The following is an 18,348-nucleotide window of genomic DNA, read 5'->3' as shown; positions in this document are numbered from 1 at the left end:
CTCATTATTATTCGCGATCCCGGTGCCCGGAAGCACCGGACTTTCATTTTATGGGCGTTGTTACAGACAGGATACATTCGCCTGCGGGCCGCCCGTACCAGCTTCGAGGCGGCCGGACCGGCGCGACGGGCATCCGAGGGCGGGCATCCGAGGGCGAGCGACCGACGGCCCACCACTGACGGGCCACGCGCGCACCACCCCGCCCGTCAGCGCGTCGGCCACTTCCACGGCGGCAGGTCGCGCGTATCCGCGTCGACGAGCACGGTCGCGCCGAGCTGCTTGTCGAGCACCAGCGACTCGCAGCCGGCCTCGCGTTCGAGCGTCGCGATGAGCCGCGCCGCGTGCGACACGACCAGCACCTGCGAACGCTGCGCGGCCTGTGCGATCAGGCGGCCGAGCGCCGGCAGCAGATCGGGATGCAGGCTCGTTTCCGGCTCGTTCAGCACCATCAGCGCGGGCGGCCGCGGCGTCAGCAACGCGGCCGCGAGCAGCAGATAGCGCAGCGTGCCGTCCGACAGCTCGGCGGCCGACAACGGCCGCAGCAGCCCCGGCTGGCGCATCAGTACGTCGAAGCGGCCGCGGCCGCCCGGATTGTCGATGTCGATCGATGCGCCGGGGAACGCGTCATCGATCGCCGCGTCGAGCGCGGCGGCATCTCCGATTTCGCGAATCGTCTGCAGCGCGGCGGCCAGGTCGGCGCCGTCGTCCGCGAGCACCGGTGTGTGGGTGCCGATGTGCGACTGCCGGGCCGGCGCCTGCGCATCAGTGCGGAAATGGTCGTAGAAGCGCCACGATCGGATCCGCTCGCGCACCGCGATCATCTCTGGCGCGCCGACCGGATCGGCGAACTCGGTCATCATGCTGTCGAAGCTCGCGACCGGCTGCGGCACCGTGTGCCAGTCGCCCGACCCGGTGCGCGCGCGAATCTGCGCGCCCTGCCGGTCGACCAGCAGCGTCGACGGGCGCAACAGCGCGCCACCCCAGATGCATTCGCGCTTCACGACGGGATCGAGCGCGAACTGCGAACGGCTCGGGACCGGCAGGCCGAGATCGATCGCATAACCGAAATCGTCGCTCGCGAAACCGAGCTTGAGGCTCACCGGTCCATTGCGCACCGTACCGGTCACCGGCGTCTCGCCGCTCAGCATCGCGCGCGAAAAGCGCTCGGGGCCGGCCCACAGCGTCGAGGGCAGCCCGCCTTCGCGCGCGAGCGACGGAATCACGCGCCCCTGCGCCGTATCGGCGAGCAGCCGCAGCGCGCGGTAAACGCTCGACTTGCCGCTGCCGTTCGGCCCCGTGACGACGGTGAGCGCCGCGAGCGGCACGATCAGCTCGCGCAGCGAGCGGTAGTTGGCGATGGCGAGCGTGTTCAGCGCGGTCATGGAAAGAAAATGGCGGCGGGTACCGGCACGCGTTCAGCGGCCTTCGGTGGCCTTCGGATCGGCCGCGGTGTTGGCTGCCGTGCTGGCGGCGGGCGGCCGCGCATGCGGTCGTTCGGGGCTCGGCTCGTCCAGCGCCGAATCGTGCGGATACAGTTCCATCCGGCTGCGCGGCAGGCATTGCGGAAAACGCGCCTGCAGGTAGGCGATCAAGCCCTCGCGCACGCGGCAGCGCAGATCCCAGCACGCCGACGAGTCGGCCGCGCTGACGAGCGCGCGCAACTGCATCGTGCGTTCGGTCGCGTCGGTCACCTGCAGCACCTGCACGCGGCCGTCCCACTCGGGCGCCGCATGGACGAGCCGCGCGAGTTCCTCGCGCAGCGGCGCGAGCGGCGTGCGGTAGTCGACCGACAGGTACACCGTGCCGATGATCTCCGAGCTGCTGCGCGTCCAGTTCGTGAACGGGTTTTCGATGATCCATTGCAGCGGAACGACGAGCCGGCGCTGATCCCACAGCCGCACCGACACGAACGAGCCGGTGATTTCCTCGATGCGGCCCCACTCGCCCTGGATCACGACGACGTCGTCGAGCCGGATCGGCTGCGTGAGCGCGATCTGCAGCCCGGCGATCAGGTTGCCGAGCACCGGCCGCGCGGCGATGCCGGCAACCAGCCCCGCGACGCCGGCCGACGCCAGCAGGCTCGCGCCGACCTGGCGCACGTTGGGGAACGTCATCAACGCGGCACCGGTGCCGATGATCACGATCAGCACCATGACGGTCCGCACGAGCACCTTGGCCTGCGTGTGGACGCGCCGTGCGTGGAGATTGTCGGCCGCATCCATCGGATGGGCCTGGATGATCGCGTCGCCGACGCCGGCCACGAGCCGCACCAGCAGCCAGGTCAGCGACACGATGGAGCCGACCGCGGCCGCGGTGCGCATCCCGCCCACGAACGACATGCCGTCGTCCGCCTGGATCCACAGGAACTCGAGCGCGAGCAGCGCGAGCGTGACGAGCGAAGGTTTGTCGATGTAACGCAGGATCACGCTCATCAACGGATACGGCTGCGCGATGCGCTTGACGATGCGTGCGCCGACTCGGTGCACGATCACGACGACGAGCACGACGATGACCGACACGCCCAGCGTGCCGAGCCACGCATGCAACGGCGCATCGGCGATGCGCTGCAATTCCTCGATTGAAATCATCGGCGCCCGGGAATGCTTCGGTTATGAGGCGCGGCGGCCTCGTCCTGGATGCGTCGGCGACGTCCGGGCAACGCGCGCGCCCGGCCCCGGCGTCAGATCAGCTGCCGCCCCTGCAGGGGAACGCCTTGCCGAGACCGAGCGACACCGCGGTGCTCGCGTTGTAGTCGGCCAGCTTCGGGTTCTCCGCGATGTACTTGCGCACCGCGTCGGTCATCTGCTGCGCCCGGATGTCGGGCGGCAGGCAGAAATACTGCCCGACGCGCGGCCCCGTGGTACCGCCGATCGCGTCGATCGTGTTGTAGACGCCATCGGCGGCGCCTTCGATGTAGGCGGCGCACGACGCCCGCGACTTGACGTCCGTCTTCGCGCACAGCCGGTCGAGATCCGCGCCCGTGAAAGCCGCCGCCGACAACGGCACGGCGAACGCCGCGGCACAAAACATAGCCCGCAACATGGTGTTCCTTATGTCAATGCGGCCCCGGGCCGCTTGCTGCGCTGACCGGCACGGCAGCCGGACGCCCGCGGCCGGCCGGGTTCCGGACGGCCGGGCGCTGCGCCACCGCGCCGAAACCGTCATTTTGCACTCTTTTGGGCATCTGCCGGCGCCGACGCACCGACGCGCACCGTCCGCTTGCTCAGGATGTCGATTGCGTCCGGTGCCTTGTAGTGCTTCGCGAACTCGAGCGCGGTGATGCCGAGCTGGTTCTTCACCTGCGGATCGGCACCCTGGTCGAGCAGCAGGTTGACGGTCGTCGCGTGGTTGCCGCGCGCGGCCATCATCAGCGGCGTCGTGCCGTTCGGCGATGCGGTGTCGATATACGCGTCGTGGTCGAGCAGGATCTTGACGACCTCGTCCTGGCCGTTGGTCGCCGCGTAGTGCAGCGGCGCCCAGCCCTTCTTGCTGACTTCCGCGCCCTTGTCGATCAGCAGCTTGACGAGCCCGACGTCGCCGTTCAGCGACGCGAGCATCAGCGCGTTCTCGCCGGCCTTGTCTTCCTTCTCGAGGTCGACGTTCGGCGTCGTGGCGATCGCGGCGGCAACCTTGTCGGACTTCTCGCGCGCGGCGATCACGAGGATCGGGTCGCCGTTCGGCGCGAGCGTGTTCGGATCGAGCTTGCCGCTCTTGAGCTGCTTGCCGATGTCGGCGATATCGTCGAACTTGACCGCCTTGACGATCGCGTCGAGCGACTCGGCATGCGCGCCGGCGGCGGCAAAGAGGCCGCTCGCGACGAGCGCGGCGGCGATGAGTGCGCGCTTGGGCAGGTATGTGGTCGGCTTCGTCATTGTTGTGGGCTCCTTCCCTGGGTTGTCGGCTGGCCGCGCGCCGTTAGCGGGCGATCTTGAACAGCCGGAAAAAGTTCTGTGTCGTCGCATCGGCGAGCGCCTCGACGGCGATCCCGCGCTCGGATGCGATAAAGCGTCCGACATGGCTGACGTACGCAGGTTCATTCGGCTTGCCGCGATATGGCACCGGCGCGAGGTAGGGCGAGTCGGTTTCGATCAGCAGCCGGTCGAGCGGCACGCGCCGCGCGACGTCCTGCACGTCGGTCGCGTTCTTGAACGTGACGATCCCCGACAGCGAGATATGGAAGTTCTGCGCGAGCGCCTGCTCGGCAACGGGCCACGGCTCGGTGAAGCAGTGCATCACGCCGCCCGGCACGTCCGCGCGCTCCTCGGCCATGATTCGCAGCGTGTCTTCCGACGACGAGCGCGTATGGATGATCAGCGGCTTCATCGTCGCGGTCGCCGCGCGGATGTGCGTGCGAAAGCGTTCGCGCTGCCACTCCATGTCGGCGATCGAGCGGCCTTCGAGGCGATAGTAGTCGAGGCCCGTCTCGCCGATCGCGACGACCTTCGGATGCGCGGCCAGCTCGATCAGTTCCGCGAGCGTCGGCTCCCGTGCGTCCTCGTGATCGGGGTGCACGCCGACCGACGCGTACACGTTGTCGTGCGCCTGCGCGATCGCGAGCACGTCGGGCAGCGTCTCGAAGTCGACCGACACGCACAGCGCGTGCGTGACGTCGTGCTCGCGCATGTTCTCCAGCACGGCAGGCAGGCGGTCGGCGAGACCCTTGAAATTGATGTGGCAGTGAGAATCGACGAACATCGTGGTTCCTGAATACGGTTGGCGGGCGCTCATGCACTCGCCGGCAATCGTTTACTCACCCGAAGGAAACAATACTCGCTCAAGCGAAAATTTCCCGATAACCGAGAAACAGTTCCTCGAATACGAGCCGGGCATTGAGCGGATGGTTCTCGACCGTCCGCTGGCGCGTCACGGCCTTCATGAAGCGCGCGAACGCATTCGCGTCGACCGCCTCCGCGCACCGCGCGAGCGCGGCCGCCTGCATCGGGAAGTAGCGCGGCGCGCCCGCCATCCGCTGCGCGAGCAGATCGTACAGCCAGCGCTGCAGCCAGCCGAGCACCAGCGGCACCGGCAGCTTCTGCAGCGTCTCGCCGCACGCGAACGGATCGCACGCGGCGCCGGCCGCGAGCTGGCCGAGCGTGAAATCGCGCAGCGGGCGGTTCTCGTCGCTCGCGAGCGCCAGCGCGGCGAGCGGCGCGCCGCCGGCTTCGGCGAGCAGCGCGCGCGCATCGTCGATACCCTGCGCCGCGAGCCATGCCGTGGCCGCGTCGGGCGCCGGCACGGTCATCGGCCACTGCCGGCAGCGGCTGATGATGGTCGGCAGCAGCCGGTCGATGCGGGCCGACACCAGCAGGAACACGACGCCGGACGGCGGCTCCTCCAGCGTCTTCAGCAGCGCGTTCGACGCGGCGACGTTCAGCGCCTCGGCCGGGTACAGCACGACGACGCGCGCGCCGCCGCGGTGCGAACCGACCCCGCAGAAGTCGAGCAACGCACGCACCTGCTCGATCTTGATTTCCTTGCTCGGCGCGCGCGTCTTCTTGCCGCCCTCGTCCGCGTCGGCCGACTTGGCGTCGTCGGTGGCGCCCGGCGCCTCGCCCGCGAGCGCCTCGGGCAGCACGATCCGGTAGTCCGGATGGTTGCCCTGCACGAACCACGTGCAGGCCGCACAAGTGCCGCACGGCTCGCCGTTCGGCTGTGGCGCCTCGCACAGGAAGCCCTGCGCGAGATGCTGCGCGAACTGCAGCTTGCCGATCCCGGCCTGGCCGTGCAGCAGCAGCGCATGCGGCCACTGCGCACGCAGTTGCTGCAGGCGGTTCCAGTCGTCGGTCTGCCACGGATAGATCATGTGGTGCGTTCCTTCGTGTTACAGCGCGGCGAGCACGCGTTCGAGCTGCTGGCGGATGTCGGGAATCGTCTGCGTCGCGTCGACGATCGCGAAGCGGTGCGGCGCCTCTTCCGCGCGCCGCAGGTATTCGGCGCGAGTGCGCGAGAAGAATGCGTCCGACTCGCTTTCGAACTTGTCGGGCATGCGCGCGGCGCCGCGGCGCTCGCTCGCCACCTGCGGTGCGACGTCGAACAGCACCGTCAGGTCGGGCTGGAAGCCGCCCTGCACCCAGCGCTCGAGCGTCTCGAGCTTGTCGCGCGGCAGCCCGCGGCCGCCGCCCTGGTACGCGAACGTGGCGTCGGTGAAGCGATCCGACACGACCCAGTCGCCGCGCGCGAGCGCAGGCTCGATCACGAGCGCGAGGTGCTCGCGGCGCGCGGCGAACATCAGCAGCGCTTCGGTCTCGAGATCCATCGGCTGATTCAGCAGGATCTCGCGCAGTTTCTCGCCGAGCTGCGTGCCACCCGGCTCGCGGGTGACGACGACCTGCCGGCCGCTCGCGGCCACCCTGGCCTGAAGGCGTTCACAGAACCATTGCAGGTGGGTGGTCTTCCCCGCCCCGTCGATGCCTTCGAACGTGATGAATTTACCGCTCGCCATTATTGACCTCGTATGTACTTGTCCACGGCCTTGTTGTGGTCGCCGAGCGTGTCCGAGAACACGCTCGTGCCGTCGCCCTTCGCGACGAAATAGAGCGCGCTCGTCTGGGCCGGATTGATCGCCGCCTGCAGTGCGGCGACGCCCGGCAGGGCGATCGGCGTCGGGGGCAGCCCGCGGCGCGTGTAGGTATTGTAAGGAGTGTCGGCCTGCAGGTCGCGCTTGCGCAGGCGGCCGTCGTACGCGTCTCCCAGGCCGTAGATCACCGACGGATCGGTCTGCAGCGGCATCCCGATCCGCAGCCGGTTCGCGAACACGGCGGCGACGAACGCGCGATCGGCCGCGTGGCCGGTTTCCTTTTCGACGATCGACGCGATCGTCAGCGCTTCGTAAGGCGTCTTGTACGGCAGTCCCGGCACGCGCGCGGCCCATGCTTCGTCGAGACGCGTCTGCATCAGATGGTACGCACGCCGGTAGATGTTCAGATCGCTCGTGCCCTTGTCGAACAGGTAGGTGTCCGGGAAGAACAGCCCCTCGCCGCTGCCGCGCTGAATCGCGTTGTCCGGCGCACCGATCGCGCGCAGCAGTTCGGCGTCGCTCATGCCGGCCGTCGCGTGCGCGAGATCGGGATTGCCGTCGAGTTCCGCGCGCATCCGCTTGAAGGTCCAGCCTTCGATCACCGTCGCGACGTACTCGTTCACGTCGCCCCGCGCGATCTTCTGCAGCACGTCGTACGGCGTGATGCCGGTCTTGAATTCGTAGTTGCCGGACTTGAGCCGGCTCGACAGCCCGAGCAGGCGCGTCATCGCGACGAAGCCGAGCGGCTCGACCGGCACGCCGCCGCGCCTGAGCTGCAGCGCGACGCTCTTGACGCTGCTGCGCGGCTTGATCGTGACATCGAGCGACGCGGCACCCAGCAGCAGCGGCCGGGTCGCCCAGTAATATCCGCCGCCCGCGCCGGCAGCGGCCACAACGACGGCCAGCGCCACGACAGTCGCGGCGCATTTCTTCAGTAGGGACATGGAAACGAGACTCAGGTAAGACCCATATAATACTTGCTCGCCTTCGTCAAAGTCAGGGTTGACTGTTCCCTCATTCCATGAGCACACCGTTCGCTTCACCGGCTGCACAGCCCGCATCCGTCTCGCTCCCCGTTTTCCCCCGCCCGTCAGCCGCCGATTTCGACGCGCCGGGCGCCTGCATGCCGCTTGCGCAGTTCGGCGTGATCGACGTGGCCGGCGACGACGCCGCGACGTTCCTGCACAGCCAGCTCACCAACGACATCGAGCATCTCGATGCCGCGAGCGCGCGCCTGTCCGGCTATTGCTCGCCGAAGGGCCGCCTGCTCGCGTCGTTCCTCGCGTGGCGCGCCGGTCACGGCGTGCGCCTGCTTGTCTCGAAGGACGTCCAGGCCGCCGTGCAGAAACGGCTGTCGATGTTCGTGCTGCGTGCAAAGGCGAAACTGACGGACGCGAGCGACGCGCTCGCGGTCGTCGGCTTCGCGGGCGACGTGCGCGACGTGCTGTCGGGCATCTTCGACGCGCTGCCCGACGGCGTGCACGTGAAGGTCGACGGCGCGGCCGGCGCGCTGATCCGCGTGCCGGACGCGGCCGGCCGCAAGCGCTACCTGTGGATCGGGCCCCGCGCGGAAGTCGACGCGCGTCTCGCCGCGCTCGCCGGCACGCTGCCGGTCGTGTCGCCGGCCGTCTGGGACTGGCTCGACGTGCGCGCGGGCGAGCCGCGCATTACGCAGCCGGCCGTCGAACAGTTCGTGCCGCAGATGGTCAACTTCGACGTGATCGGCGCCGTTAACTTCCGCAAGGGGTGCTACCCGGGCCAGGAAATCGTCGCGCGCAGCCAGTACCGCGGCACGATCAAGCGCCGTACCGCGCTCGCGCACGTCGCCGGCGAGACCGACACCGTGCATGCCGGCGTCGAGCTGTTCCACAGCGACGACCCGGGCCAGCCGTGCGGGATGATCGTCAACGCGGCGGCCGCGCCCGCGGGCGGCGTCGACGCGCTCGTCGAGATCAAGCTGGCCGCGCTCGACAACGGCACGGTACACCTTGGTTCGGCCGACGGCCCGGCGCTCGCGTTCGACGCGCTGCCGTACGCGTGGCCGACGGAAGCGTGACGCACTGACAACCCGTTCGCACGCCGGCTCGCAGATCGCGGCCGGCGCCCGAAGTTTCCTGCGAGAGATTCGCCCGATGTGTCTGATTGCCTTCGACTGGCAGCCTGATGCCGCCGCCGGTCCCGTCTTTACCCTGACCGCCAACCGCGACGAATTCTTTCGCCGTACCAGTGCGCCGCTTTCGTGGTGGGAGGACGTGCCGGGCTTGCTCGCCGGCCGCGATCTGGAAGCGGGTGGCACGTGGCTCGGCGTGTCGCGCGACGGCCGGTTCGCGGCGCTGACGAATTACCGCGCGCCGTTCGACATTCGCGCGGGCGCGCCGACCCGCGGCAAGCTCGTGTCCGATTTCCTCCGCGGCCCGTCCGTCGCGCCGCTCGACTACCTCGGCGAGCTGGCCGAGCACGCGGCCGTGTACAACGGCTTCAACCTGCTGGTCGGCGACTGGAAGCGGCGCGAACTCGCGTGGTTCTGCAATCGTGCGGCCGAAGGCGAAACCGGCGTTGCGTCGCCGGTCGCGATCGGCGCCGGCGTGCACGCGCTGTCGAACGCCCGGCTCGATACGCCCTGGCCGAAAGTCGTGCGCAAGCGCGCGGAACTCGGCACGCTGCTGACCGACAATCCGACCCCGTCGCTCGACGAGTTGATCGAGCTGATGCGCGATCCGCACGTCGCGGACGACGACGCACTGCCGCACACCGGCATTCCGATCGAGCGCGAGCGGGCGCTATCGGCCGCGTTCATCGAGACGCCCGAATACGGCACGCGCGGCACGACCGCGCTGCGCGTGACGATGAAGGAAGGCGTGCGGCTGACGGTCGACATCAAGGAACGCTGCGACGACGACGGCTCGCACCGCACCGTTCGGCCGGGCAGTTTCGAGCGCGCATTCACGTTCGACATCGACGCGACGCAACCGCGCTGAGCCTGCCGCGCGCGGCACTAGGGCGTGCGCGCCATCTCGACGTGCGGCACGCCGATTTCGACGAACGGTTCGCCGATTGCCGCGAAGCCGTGCCGCACGTAGAACGACACCGCGGCATCCTGCGCGTAGAGCCGCACGATCGGCTCGCCGCGATGCCGCGCCGCGTCCAGCAGCGCATGCAGCACGGCCGATCCCGCGCCCTGCCCGCGCGCGTCGGCCAACACCGCGACGCGGCCGATCGTGGCGGTGCGCAGCAGCCGTCCCGTCGCGACCGCGCGGCGCGCGCCGGTCGCCGCATCGACACGGTAGGCAACCGCGTGCAACGACAGCGGATCCTCGTCGTCGAGTTCCCATTCCGGCGGAATCCGCTGCTCGCGCACGAACACCGCATCGCGAATACGTGCGGCATCGCCGCCCAGCACGGCCCAGTCGCCCGTTTCCACCCAGCCGTCGGTCATCGCTTCCTCCGCGCGGCGCCGGGCGCCGCCGCCATCAAACGTCGTCGAATGCGGCCTTGAGCGCCGCCACCGCGTCGGCATGCGCGGCCCGCACCTCCGGCACGTAGCCGCCCATCTTGAAGAACTCGTGGATCATCCCCGGATAGCAGACCAGCGTAACCCTGTTGCCAGCCGCGCGCAGCTTGTCCGCGTACGCGGCGCCCTCGTCGCTCAGCGGATCGTATTCGGCCGTCGCGATCCAGGCCGGGGCCACACCGGCGAACGACGGCGCGCCGCGCGTGCCGTCGAGCGGCGCAAAGCGCCAGTCGTCGCGGTCGGATCGATCCCGCACGTATTGCGTGAAGAACCACTGGATCGTGTCCTGCGTCAGCAGGTAGCCGTTCGCGAGCCGTCCGTGCGATTCGGTGTCCTGGTAGCCCGTCACGCCCGGATAGATCAGCAACTGCAGCGCAAGATCGATGCCCGCGTCGCGCGCGAGCACCGCGCAGACGGTCGCGAGCGTACCGCCCGCGCTGTCGCCACCAACCGCGAGCCGTGTCGCATCGATGCCGAATGCGGCAGCCTCGCGATGCAGCCAGCGCAATGCGTCGTCGGCGTCGTTCACGGCGGTCGGGAACCGGTGTTCGGGCGCGAGCCGGTAGTCGACCGACAGCACCGCGCACTGCGCGTCACGCGCGAACATGCGACACAGCGCGTCGTGCGTATCGACGCTGCCGACCGTGAAGCCGCCACCGTGGTAATAGACGAGCGCCGGCAGCGGTTCGGCGAGGCTCGGCTCGACCGGCAGAAAGAGCCGCGCGCCGATCGTGCGGCCATCGCGCGTCGGCACGACGCAGGCCTCGACCGAATGCATCGGCGCGGGCGCGACATCGAGGATCGGCGCACTCTTCTCGTACGCGGCGCGCGCCTGCTGTGGCGTCTGATGGTGATAGGACGGGCGTTTTGCGCGCTCGACCATGTCGAGTATCTGGGCGATCTTCGGATTCAGCGGCATCGGTGAGGACGGCGCGTGCGGCGCCGTGAACGGACAAGCGTTACATGATGCCACGCGCGGATCAGACGAGTTGCATGAGCTGCTTACCGAAATTGCGGCCCCTCAGGAGCCCGGGGAACGCGTCCGGCGCCCGCTCGAGTCCGTATGCGATCGTCGCGACGAGTTCGCCGAGCTCGGCCAGCGCGGGCGGCCATGCGTCGGGGTGTTCGAATTCGATGAAACTCTGCATCGTCAGCCGCGAGCGCAGGATCAGGCCCGGATTCGCGAGCGGCACGGGCGGCGTTTCGACGAGCCGGAAGTTGTCGGCGCTCGCGGCGCCTTGCGGGCGCGACACGAGCAGGATCTAGCGGCTGATCGTGTTCATGGCTGTCTCCCTGGATTCGTTCGCAGCGTCACGCCGTCCCGTTGTGAATCCGTGCCGCAAAACAAAACGGCCCCACCTGTGACCAGGCAGGGCCGCGCGTCCCGGCGCTTACGCGTCGCTCGGGCCGGGTTGGGCGTCCGGCGCCGTACGCGTGCGTTGCCGCTTGATGTCGCGACCCACCGCGAGCCGCCGCATATACTTGAACGTGCCGAGCGCCTTCGCGACGAAGTTGCCGTCGCTGTCGCGCACCTCACCTTCGCAGTACGCCATCGTCGTCGAACGATGCATCACGCGGCCATATGCGCGCAACTCGCCGCGCCCGGGCTGCATGAAATTCACCTTCATCTCGACCGTGACGACGCCGACGCCGTCGTCGGTCAGGCTCCGGGCTGCCATCGCGAGCGCGATGTCCGATAGCGTCATCGTCACGCCGCCGTGCGCGATGCTCCACGTGTTCATGTGCCGATCGTCGAGCGGCAGCACGATCTCGCTCGCACCATCCTTCGCAGACACGAGCCGCACGCCGAGCAGATCGACGAACGGGCTTTCGATCGACGGACCATCCGTCGGGGATGCCGCGTCGCTCATCGCGCTGCGCTTTCGGACAGGTAGTCGACACACTGGCGCGATTCCGCCACCGCAACGACGAATTTCTTCACTTCCTGGTGGACCGGATGCACCTGGTAGGCATCAAGCGCGGCCTTGTCCGTGAAATCGGACACGAGCACGACGTCCGACGTGGCTTCGAGGCCCGGCGTCGCAATGCCGACGTCGAGTTGCAGGATGCCCGGCACGAGGTCGCGGCAGCCTTCGAGCTTTTCCTTCAGCTTCAGCGCGTTCTGCGCACGCGTGCCGCCTTCCGCCGATTCTTTCAGCTTCCACATCACGATATGTCTGATCACTTCCGTTGCTCCTGTTCGTGTTGGTTCGGCGATTCGCCTATAACCCTTACCAGTTGGGCACTTTACGCCCTTCCACGGTTCGCTTATGTTCGCCGGAAATCGTCCCCAGCCGAGAAAAAACGGGGTACAAAAGGGGGTATCATTTCGACAATCCAGAGTCGATACCCCCTTTTTCACCCTACTTAGCGACGTCAAAATCCGACAAGCGAAAGCAGGCAACAAGCCTACCAAACTTACCGACGGCAATGGACTGTATCTGTTGGTGGAGCCGTCCGGCTCCAAGCTCTGGCGATACAAGTACCGAATTGCTGGGAAAGAGAATCTTTTCGCGATCGGCGAATATCCCACCATCAGCCTCCAAGACGCGCGCACGGCACGCGACGATGCCCGTGAACTCGTCACGAAGGGGCTGCATCCGCCTCACGCGCGGCAGGAAGTGCTGTCCGCGCGCATCAACGAAGGCAAGGCAACTTTCCGCGTTGTGAGCGACGAGTGGCTGGAGAAGAAGCGCAAGACGTGGACCGAGCGGCACTTTGGCGAGATTTTGCGCATGCTCGGAGCAGACGCATACCCTTACATCGGGAACCGCCCAATGCGCTCTATTACCGCTCACGATGTGCTCGCCTTGATGCGCCGCGTCGAAGAACGCGGCCCCCCCCTTCCGTAGCGGTCAAACTACGTCAGTACGTATCCAACGTGTTCCCGTACGCGGTGATCACTCTTCGTGCCGATACCGATCCAGCTTCGGTGTTGCGCGGAGCAGTTCTCAAGCCACCGACCCCACATGAGTCGAGCAACAATCAATCGGGCGCTCGACTCCACGATGCCGAATATCCCCGAGCCGATAACGGGCCATGACTTCCGAGCAACCGCGTCGACGAACCTCCACGAGATGGGCTGGAAAGATGAAGTCGTTGAAATGCAGCTGTCGCATAAGGACAAGACTCGCTCGACGTATAACCACGCGAAGTACTTGCAAGAGCGTCCGGACATGATGCAGGCTTGGGCAAACTGGCTCGATGACATCGAGGAGGAGGCGTGCAACGGCCACGGTACTGACGCCACCTTCGTCAATGATCGATGATGCAGCTGTATCTGCGCCTTAGCTGGCAAGGCACCGTACGTAGAGACCTACACCGGTCTTTTTGGGGATGACAATTTCTGATCTGCTGGATAACGTCGCCATTCCCGAAAGCGGCGGCTCAACGTGCTCCGACCAAAGGAGTGTCACGGGCTTGGCTAGTTTTCGGGTGGTCGCAAACTCGCGATTATTGCGCGCGACATCCCACCGCCTCTTCTTTCATGACCGGGCGACGCTGCTAAAATTGCAGCGACATAGCCGGGGAGCCGTCCCCGTGAGAGCGCGGCCCATCGCTGGTCTGCAAAATACAAGAAGATGGATAACGCATGAATATGACCCAATTGGCTCAGGCGATTCGTGGCGGCCTGATCCAGCAAGACCGCCTGCTCAAGGCGGATATCCCGTCGTTGCCGGATAACGCGCTCGTGCCACGTCGGGCCACGACCTATTCCGAGCTTGGTCGTGACTTCAGTGTCACGATCGACGTGGTATCCACGGCGAGCGACATCGAGCTCAAAACGCTGATCGCCCAGCCGATAACACTTTGGATTCAGCAAGCGAACAAGTCTTATCTGCCGATCAACGGATACATTCATACAGCTCGTAGGCTCGGAACTGACGGCAGCCTTTCAAGTTACCAATTAGCTTTCGCTTCATGGATGCATTTCCTCAAATTCCGCAACAATATGCGGTACTGGCAGGATGTGAGCATCGACGCCGTCATCACGGACGTATTCAATGGGCATCCACAAGCTCGAGGCCAATTCGAATTCGCGTTGCTGAAGCCGCTCCCCCCGCGCTCGTACTGCCGTCAGAGCGAGACTGATTGGAATTTTGTCCATCGATTGATGGAGGAAGAAGGCCTATTCGGTTTCTGGCGTCATGACAAGGATGGAAAGTCGCATAGGTTTGTCGTAACCGACGACATTTACTCGCTTGATGAGATGTCGCCCAAGTCGGTCGGATTCTCCAGGTCCGGCACAAGTAGCGAAACCGACGCGTTTACGCAGTGGGCTGGGTCGCGGACATTGCAGAGTACCGTGTACACGACACGCACGTTTGACTATAAGGCACCGTCGTCTCTGGTCAATCCCAAAGGTACGACGTTGCCGACAATGGCCGGTCAAGGAAACTTGCCGGAGCAGACTGAATTCTATGAATATACCGGCGCCTACACATATTTGAACCAGGATCGCGGTGAGCATCTTTCGAGGATTCACCTAGAGGAATGGGAGTCGAGAGCGAAGCGATTCCTTGGTATGGGAGGCGTTCGGGCTATCGATACCGGTCGTCGGTTCGTGCTGACTGGCAATCCTGAGCACGATCGTGATCAAGCCGGGCAGCGAGAATTCGCTGCGATCAAAGTACGTCGGTACATTGAGAACAACCTGCCGCTATCGAATCACGAAGCGAGCTTTCCTTATAGCTTGCAGAGCGAACTAGCGCAGGCGAAGTTCGAACAAGCTGGAGAAGTCGTCACTCACGAAGACGGCTCGGCCGGTTTTTATCTGGTCGAAGTGGAGGCACAGCGCGTGACGGTTCCGTATAGGAGTCCGTTCGAGCACAAGAAGCCAGCGATGGAGTTGGAGACGGCCATCGTCGTCGGGCCGCCGGGCGAAGAGGTGTACACGGACACACTGAACCGCGTAAAGGTCATGTTCGTTTGGGACCGACAGAATTCGGGAAATGCGAATGCCTCGTGCTGGGTGAGGGTTGTGCAGTCGGATACGGGGGGCGGCTACGGCAGCGTTCACGTTCCGAGAGTCGGGGAAGAAGTCCTGATCGGCTACATAGGCGGAGATTGCGACCGGCCTATAGCCCTACATCGCGTCTACAACGGAAATGTCCAGCCTCAGTGGCATAGCAACGGCATTTTGTCAGGCTACCGGTCGAAGGAGTATTCGGGGGCGGGCTACAACGAAATGGTTCTGGACGACGCAACGGGCCAGAACCGCGCGAGACTGTTCAGCAGCACAGCCAATAGTCAACTCCACCTCGGGTACCTGATTGACCAGAGCGGCAACACGCGCGGCTCGTATCTCGGCTCAGGATTTGATCTGAAGACGGATGCCTATGGTGCCGTGCGTGCCGCACAGGGGCTGTACATTACGACGCATCAGAAGCATGCAAACAGCCTGCAGCTTGACGTCCGCGAGGCGCAACAGCAACTCGTGGACGCAAAAAGCACGATCGAAGCGATGTCGCAGGCAAGCCAGACGCATCAGGCAGAAAGTCTGGCAGAGGGGCACGATGCGCTGAAGAAATTTACTGATGCGACGCAAGACCGTATACAAGGCTCGCATGCGGGAGGCAGGACAGCCGGTGGCGGCACCGGCAGTGCGAACGGGTTCCGAGAGCCCCTCATGCTGATTGCGAGCCCGTCCGGTATTGCATTGTCGACTCAGCAATCGGTGCATGTGTCGAGCGATCAGCATACCAATATCGTCAATGGGCAGAGCATGTTCATTGTCAGCGGGAAGTCGCTAGTTGCGAGCGTCGCGGAGAAAATCAGCCTGTTTGTGCAGAACGCCGGGATGAAGCTGTTTGCGGCGAAGGGAAAGGTGGAGGTGAACGCGCAGGATGACAACATCGAGTTGATCGCGCAGAAGACGGTGAAGGTGCTGTCGGCGACGGCAACGATTGAGGGAGCAGCGAAAGAGGAAATTCTGCTGACATCCGGTGGAGCATATATCCGAATCAAGGATGGCAATATCGAAATTCACGCACCGGGTAAAGTCGATATTAAGGGCAGTCAGCACTCGTTTAGTGGCCCCGCGAACATGAGCTATGCATTGCCAATTTTCTCTCCAATTTCTACCGATGAGGAGATTGTCGAGCAGAGATTCGTACTATTGGAGAACGGAACCACTCCGGTCGAAGGATATCACTACGACTTGTTCAGCGATGACGACCTCCATACGAAAAAAGGGCAATATTCCTCCGGCGAAACGGTGAGCGTTTCAGGGCAATCCTCTCTGAAACTAGTCACGTGGATTGCAGGAGATTCAGCAAGGAAAAGCGCATGAGCAGTTCCAACCCCTCGAGTACACAGCCTCCTACCAGTCCTGCGGCACCTGCCAGTCCCGCAGCGCCCGCCAGTGCCCCAGCGGCAGCGCAGCCTATCGATGCCCAGACGAAGCAACTCGCAGCGATGGCTTACGGAGAAGCATCACTGCAGAACAATTCCGATGAAATGATGGCTATCGCAAGCGTGCTTGTTCGACAACGCGATGCCCGCGGCTATTCCGACATGGCCACGTTTACAAAAAATGACCCAACCTTCTCATTCGTCGTTGGCGATGGCAATGCTCGCTACAACAACATGATGAAGGCAACGGACGATCAAATTGGGAAGAATCCCGCCATGCAGGCCGCAATCAACGCCGCCCGCAACGCACTTGCGGGCGGCCCAGATAAATCAAATGGCGCTTATTTTTGGGATGGCGCCGACATCAAAACAAATTACGATCGACATTTTAAGGTGAGACATGGAATTAAAATCACCGATCCGAGCCACAACATATATGACATCAAAGACTCCACCAAACTCGTGATTTTATATAAAATCACAAAGAAGAAGAATAAAAAAACTAAAAAGGTCGAAACTGAAAAAGTGGAAACGGGACGCTACGATCACGTTTACGACTCAACCGCAGGCGTCGGCGGCACAATTTTTTGGAAATACAATCAGCAGTACCTAGACGTTACTCGCGGGAGCGAATATCGATGAAGAAGAGTATTTTCGCTGTATCGATCATGATCGTCACCAGTATTGGATGGGCTGCTCCTCCAAGCGAAAGCTTGGTTAAAAGTTGTCTTCTAGCGCAATCAGTTGTGCCCTCAGTTACCATCCAAAACATCAATGTGGATGAGGTTTTACAAGAGGATGATTACGCCGACGGATTCAACGCAAGCTACCTATTCAAATACAAAGGTACCGATATTGGATACGCCGATGGAAAATCCGATCAGGCGTTGATTTATTCCGGAAATATTTACCGACTCTCCAGATCTATATCCGTTGGAAATAACGGCGAAATTAAACCCACTTCATTTAACCCAACGTTGGCACAATGGAGCATTGCAAAAGACGGTCGTCAACGGTACGTCTGCGTTAGCTTCAATTTTGAAGGGCTTGGGCAGAGCGGCTCGTTTCAAAGTGTACACGGCGGGTATCTCTTGAATTCAAAAACAAAAAAATTGTATTTTGTTGTCCGCGACGTTAAGTAGCCTTCCGGACATGATCATCTGCTTGAGCGCCTGCCTCCTACCCGCTTTTGCTTATCCGTGAGTGCGATGCCGGCGCGGTAGCACGCCCCGGCATCATCGGTTAGAACAATCCAACAGGCTGCGCAGCATCATCCCAACTGAAGATGATCAGGTCGTTGCGCTCGACACCCTTGCCGCCACCGACCGTAAATTGAATCGGCACGGTCTCGATGTGAAACCCGTCGAACGCACGCCGAATATCAGAATGGTCGTTGAGGCTCACGATCGCACGCCCCTTGATCGACCGTAGGCGCTGCGCCATCTTCTCGTACTCGCCGAACGGGAATGCCACGCCGTACCCCTCCGTATCGTAGTACGGAGGGTCCAGGTAGAAGAGCATATGCGGCCGATCGTATCGATCGATACACGCAGCCCAATCCAGCCGCTCCACGAACGTGTTGCGGTTGTACAGAGTTTCCGGAATCATCGCTGCCCCCTTAGATCTGGTTATCGAGCCACTTCGGTCAGCCACTGGTTCGTGACCTCGAAGCGGAAAATCGGGTTCTCGGCCGGCGGGACATCCGTAAAGCGAATGTTCCAGTAGACGTGCCGCGTGTCGCACGCACGTGGCCGATCAGCACGCTCTACGAAAGCGGTCTATTCAGCGAGTCGGATCGAATCGAATTGCCGAGCGCCAAGAAGAATGCGCGAGATCCGCTCGCCGTAATCAAGCTGGCTCAAGTAGAAGCAAATGCCTGGATTGGACCGCATCGACCCTTCTTGTCGCCGCTGAAAAAGCGAAAGCCCGGTGCAAAGCCGGGGTTACGTAAACGGGCCGATGCAAT

The 18,348-nt window shown here is 64.0% G+C and carries 19 protein-coding genes and 2 pseudogenes; 7 read left to right on the top strand and 14 right to left on the bottom strand.

Annotated features, from left to right (window positions below; all coding sequences use genetic code 11):
- Window positions 1-206: 206 nt before the first annotated feature.
- The 8 genes from LGM71_RS19675 to mltG all read right to left on the bottom strand — a co-directional run bounded on the left by LGM71_RS19675 (window position 207) and on the right by mltG (window position 7,461).
- The gene (locus LGM71_RS19675) at window positions 207-1,382 is read right to left on the bottom strand and encodes an AAA family ATPase (protein WP_226116043.1); all 1,176 of its coding nucleotides are present in this window, start codon (window positions 1,380-1,382) and stop codon (window positions 207-209) included.
- 33 nt (window positions 1,383-1,415) lie between these two features.
- Window positions 1,416-2,588 (bottom strand): mechanosensitive ion channel family protein, encoded by a 1,173-nt coding sequence (locus tag LGM71_RS19670; protein ID WP_226116041.1) that lies wholly within the window; start codon window positions 2,586-2,588, stop codon window positions 1,416-1,418.
- A 97-nt stretch (window positions 2,589-2,685) separates the two neighbouring features.
- Window positions 2,686-3,042: a Rap1a/Tai family immunity protein gene (locus LGM71_RS19665; RefSeq protein ID WP_006755340.1), complete on the bottom strand. Its 357-nt coding sequence runs from the start codon at window positions 3,040-3,042 to the stop codon at window positions 2,686-2,688.
- Between the two features lie 119 nt (window positions 3,043-3,161).
- On the bottom strand, window positions 3,162-3,872 hold the full coding sequence (locus LGM71_RS19660; RefSeq protein ID WP_059604214.1) for an ankyrin repeat domain-containing protein: 711 nt from the start codon (window positions 3,870-3,872) through the stop codon (window positions 3,162-3,164).
- A 43-nt stretch (window positions 3,873-3,915) separates the two neighbouring features.
- Window positions 3,916-4,695 carry a TatD family hydrolase gene (locus LGM71_RS19655; RefSeq protein WP_059538079.1) on the bottom strand — a complete coding sequence of 260 codons (780 nt, stop codon included), beginning with the start codon at window positions 4,693-4,695 and terminating at the stop codon, window positions 3,916-3,918.
- A 79-nt stretch (window positions 4,696-4,774) separates the two neighbouring features.
- A complete protein-coding gene (locus LGM71_RS19650) occupies window positions 4,775-5,803 on the bottom strand; it encodes a DNA polymerase III subunit delta' (RefSeq protein WP_226116039.1) in 1,029 nt (342 codons plus the stop codon).
- A gap of 18 nt (window positions 5,804-5,821) precedes the next feature.
- Window positions 5,822-6,442 (bottom strand): dTMP kinase, encoded by a 621-nt coding sequence (gene tmk, locus LGM71_RS19645; RefSeq protein WP_226116037.1) that lies wholly within the window; start codon window positions 6,440-6,442, stop codon window positions 5,822-5,824.
- Entirely contained in the window at window positions 6,442-7,461 is a 1,020-nt protein-coding gene (gene mltG, locus LGM71_RS19640) for an endolytic transglycosylase MltG (RefSeq protein ID WP_124622580.1), read from the bottom strand. The genes tmk and mltG overlap by 1 nt, the downstream gene beginning before the upstream one ends.
- Window positions 7,462-7,538: 77 nt before the next feature.
- Between mltG and LGM71_RS19635 the strand changes: the two genes are divergently transcribed.
- Both LGM71_RS19635 and LGM71_RS19630 read left to right on the top strand, forming a co-directional pair.
- Complete coding sequence (locus LGM71_RS19635; RefSeq protein ID WP_124903612.1) at window positions 7,539-8,573, top strand: YgfZ/GcvT domain-containing protein; 1,035 nt, start codon at window positions 7,539-7,541, stop codon at window positions 8,571-8,573.
- 76 nt (window positions 8,574-8,649) lie between these two features.
- Entirely contained in the window at window positions 8,650-9,495 is an 846-nt protein-coding gene (locus LGM71_RS19630) for an NRDE family protein (RefSeq protein WP_059604199.1), read from the top strand.
- Between the two features lie 17 nt (window positions 9,496-9,512).
- On the opposite strand, the gene LGM71_RS19625 is transcribed toward LGM71_RS19630, so the two are convergent.
- From LGM71_RS19625 to LGM71_RS19605, 5 genes and pseudogenes are all read right to left on the bottom strand, one after another.
- Window positions 9,513-9,953, bottom strand: a complete 441-nt coding sequence (locus LGM71_RS19625) for a GNAT family N-acetyltransferase (RefSeq protein WP_059604434.1) — start codon at window positions 9,951-9,953, stop codon at window positions 9,513-9,515.
- A 34-nt stretch (window positions 9,954-9,987) separates the two neighbouring features.
- Window positions 9,988-10,947, bottom strand: coding sequence for an alpha/beta hydrolase (locus LGM71_RS19620; protein ID WP_226116035.1), 960 nt, complete (start codon window positions 10,945-10,947; stop codon window positions 9,988-9,990).
- Between the two features lie 61 nt (window positions 10,948-11,008).
- Window positions 11,009-11,224: pseudogene (locus LGM71_RS19615) on the bottom strand (NADP-dependent oxidoreductase); the annotation flags it as partial.
- A gap of 195 nt (window positions 11,225-11,419) precedes the next feature.
- Window positions 11,420-11,899, bottom strand: a complete 480-nt coding sequence (locus LGM71_RS19610; RefSeq protein ID WP_226116026.1) for a PaaI family thioesterase — start codon at window positions 11,897-11,899, stop codon at window positions 11,420-11,422.
- Complete coding sequence (locus tag LGM71_RS19605; protein WP_059604189.1) at window positions 11,896-12,213, bottom strand: Dabb family protein; 318 nt, start codon at window positions 12,211-12,213, stop codon at window positions 11,896-11,898. Before LGM71_RS19605 ends, LGM71_RS19610 begins: the two co-directional genes overlap by 4 nt.
- A gap of 85 nt (window positions 12,214-12,298) precedes the next feature.
- On the opposite strand from LGM71_RS19605, the gene LGM71_RS19600 reads away from it, so the two are divergent.
- The 5 genes from LGM71_RS19600 (at window position 12,299) to LGM71_RS19580 (ending at window position 17,524) form a co-directional block, all read left to right on the top strand.
- The gene (locus LGM71_RS19600) at window positions 12,299-12,880 is read left to right on the top strand and encodes a tyrosine-type recombinase/integrase (protein WP_226116025.1); all 582 of its coding nucleotides are present in this window, start codon (window positions 12,299-12,301) and stop codon (window positions 12,878-12,880) included.
- Between the two features lie 57 nt (window positions 12,881-12,937).
- Window positions 12,938-13,297 (top strand): tyrosine-type recombinase/integrase, encoded by a 360-nt coding sequence (locus LGM71_RS19595; protein ID WP_319000391.1) that lies wholly within the window; start codon window positions 12,938-12,940, stop codon window positions 13,295-13,297.
- Window positions 13,298-13,620: 323 nt separating this feature from the next.
- On the top strand, window positions 13,621-16,320 hold the full coding sequence (locus LGM71_RS19590; protein WP_226116023.1) for a type VI secretion system Vgr family protein: 2,700 nt from the start codon (window positions 13,621-13,623) through the stop codon (window positions 16,318-16,320).
- Complete coding sequence (locus tag LGM71_RS19585) at window positions 16,317-17,024, top strand: hypothetical protein (protein ID WP_226116021.1); 708 nt, start codon at window positions 16,317-16,319, stop codon at window positions 17,022-17,024. Before LGM71_RS19590 ends, LGM71_RS19585 begins: the two co-directional genes overlap by 4 nt.
- A complete protein-coding gene (locus LGM71_RS19580; RefSeq protein ID WP_151049541.1) occupies window positions 17,021-17,524 on the top strand; it encodes a hypothetical protein in 504 nt (167 codons plus the stop codon). The genes LGM71_RS19585 and LGM71_RS19580 overlap by 4 nt, the downstream gene beginning before the upstream one ends.
- Window positions 17,525-17,624: 100 nt before the next feature.
- Here LGM71_RS19580 and LGM71_RS19575 read toward each other — a convergent pair.
- A pseudogene (locus LGM71_RS19575) lies at window positions 17,625-17,963 on the bottom strand (DNA adenine methylase); the annotation flags it as partial.
- Window positions 17,964-18,348 lie beyond the last annotated feature (385 nt).

Origin of the sequence: Burkholderia sp. AU33545 (assembly GCF_020419685.1) — a bacterium.
GTDB classification, from domain to species: Bacteria; Pseudomonadota; Gammaproteobacteria; order Burkholderiales; family Burkholderiaceae; genus Burkholderia; species Burkholderia diffusa.
This window is presented reverse-complemented; position numbering and strand designations above follow the sequence as displayed.

Bases quoted from the DNA above. Each gene is read 5' to 3' on its own strand.
- LGM71_RS19600 (WP_226116025.1), top strand. From the start codon at position 12,299: ATGTTCGCCGGAAATCGTCCCCAGCCGAGAAAAAACGGGGTACAAAAG.
- LGM71_RS19630 (WP_059604199.1), top strand. From the start codon at position 8,650: ATGTGTCTGATTGCCTTCGACTGGCAGCCTGATGCCGCCGCCGGTCCC.
- LGM71_RS19635 (WP_124903612.1), top strand. From the start codon at position 7,539: ATGAGCACACCGTTCGCTTCACCGGCTGCACAGCCCGCATCCGTCTCG.
- LGM71_RS19610 (WP_226116026.1), bottom strand. From the start codon at position 11,899: ATGAGCGACGCGGCATCCCCGACGGATGGTCCGTCGATCGAAAGCCCG.
- LGM71_RS19590 (WP_226116023.1), top strand. From the start codon at position 13,621: ATGAATATGACCCAATTGGCTCAGGCGATTCGTGGCGGCCTGATCCAG.
- LGM71_RS19655 (WP_059538079.1), bottom strand. From the start codon at position 4,695: ATGTTCGTCGATTCTCACTGCCACATCAATTTCAAGGGTCTCGCCGAC.
- LGM71_RS19675 (WP_226116043.1), bottom strand. From the start codon at position 1,382: ATGACCGCGCTGAACACGCTCGCCATCGCCAACTACCGCTCGCTGCGC.
- LGM71_RS19620 (WP_226116035.1), bottom strand. From the start codon at position 10,947: ATGCCGCTGAATCCGAAGATCGCCCAGATACTCGACATGGTCGAGCGC.
- LGM71_RS19650 (WP_226116039.1), bottom strand. From the start codon at position 5,803: ATGATCTATCCGTGGCAGACCGACGACTGGAACCGCCTGCAGCAACTG.
- LGM71_RS19665 (WP_006755340.1), bottom strand. From the start codon at position 3,042: ATGTTGCGGGCTATGTTTTGTGCCGCGGCGTTCGCCGTGCCGTTGTCG.
- mltG (WP_124622580.1), bottom strand. From the start codon at position 7,461: ATGTCCCTACTGAAGAAATGCGCCGCGACTGTCGTGGCGCTGGCCGTC.
- LGM71_RS19670 (WP_226116041.1), bottom strand. From the start codon at position 2,588: ATGATTTCAATCGAGGAATTGCAGCGCATCGCCGATGCGCCGTTGCAT.
- tmk (WP_226116037.1), bottom strand. From the start codon at position 6,442: ATGGCGAGCGGTAAATTCATCACGTTCGAAGGCATCGACGGGGCGGGG.
- LGM71_RS19625 (WP_059604434.1), bottom strand. From the start codon at position 9,953: ATGACCGACGGCTGGGTGGAAACGGGCGACTGGGCCGTGCTGGGCGGC.
- LGM71_RS19580 (WP_151049541.1), top strand. From the start codon at position 17,021: ATGAAGAAGAGTATTTTCGCTGTATCGATCATGATCGTCACCAGTATT.
- LGM71_RS19585 (WP_226116021.1), top strand. From the start codon at position 16,317: ATGAGCAGTTCCAACCCCTCGAGTACACAGCCTCCTACCAGTCCTGCG.
- LGM71_RS19660 (WP_059604214.1), bottom strand. From the start codon at position 3,872: ATGACGAAGCCGACCACATACCTGCCCAAGCGCGCACTCATCGCCGCC.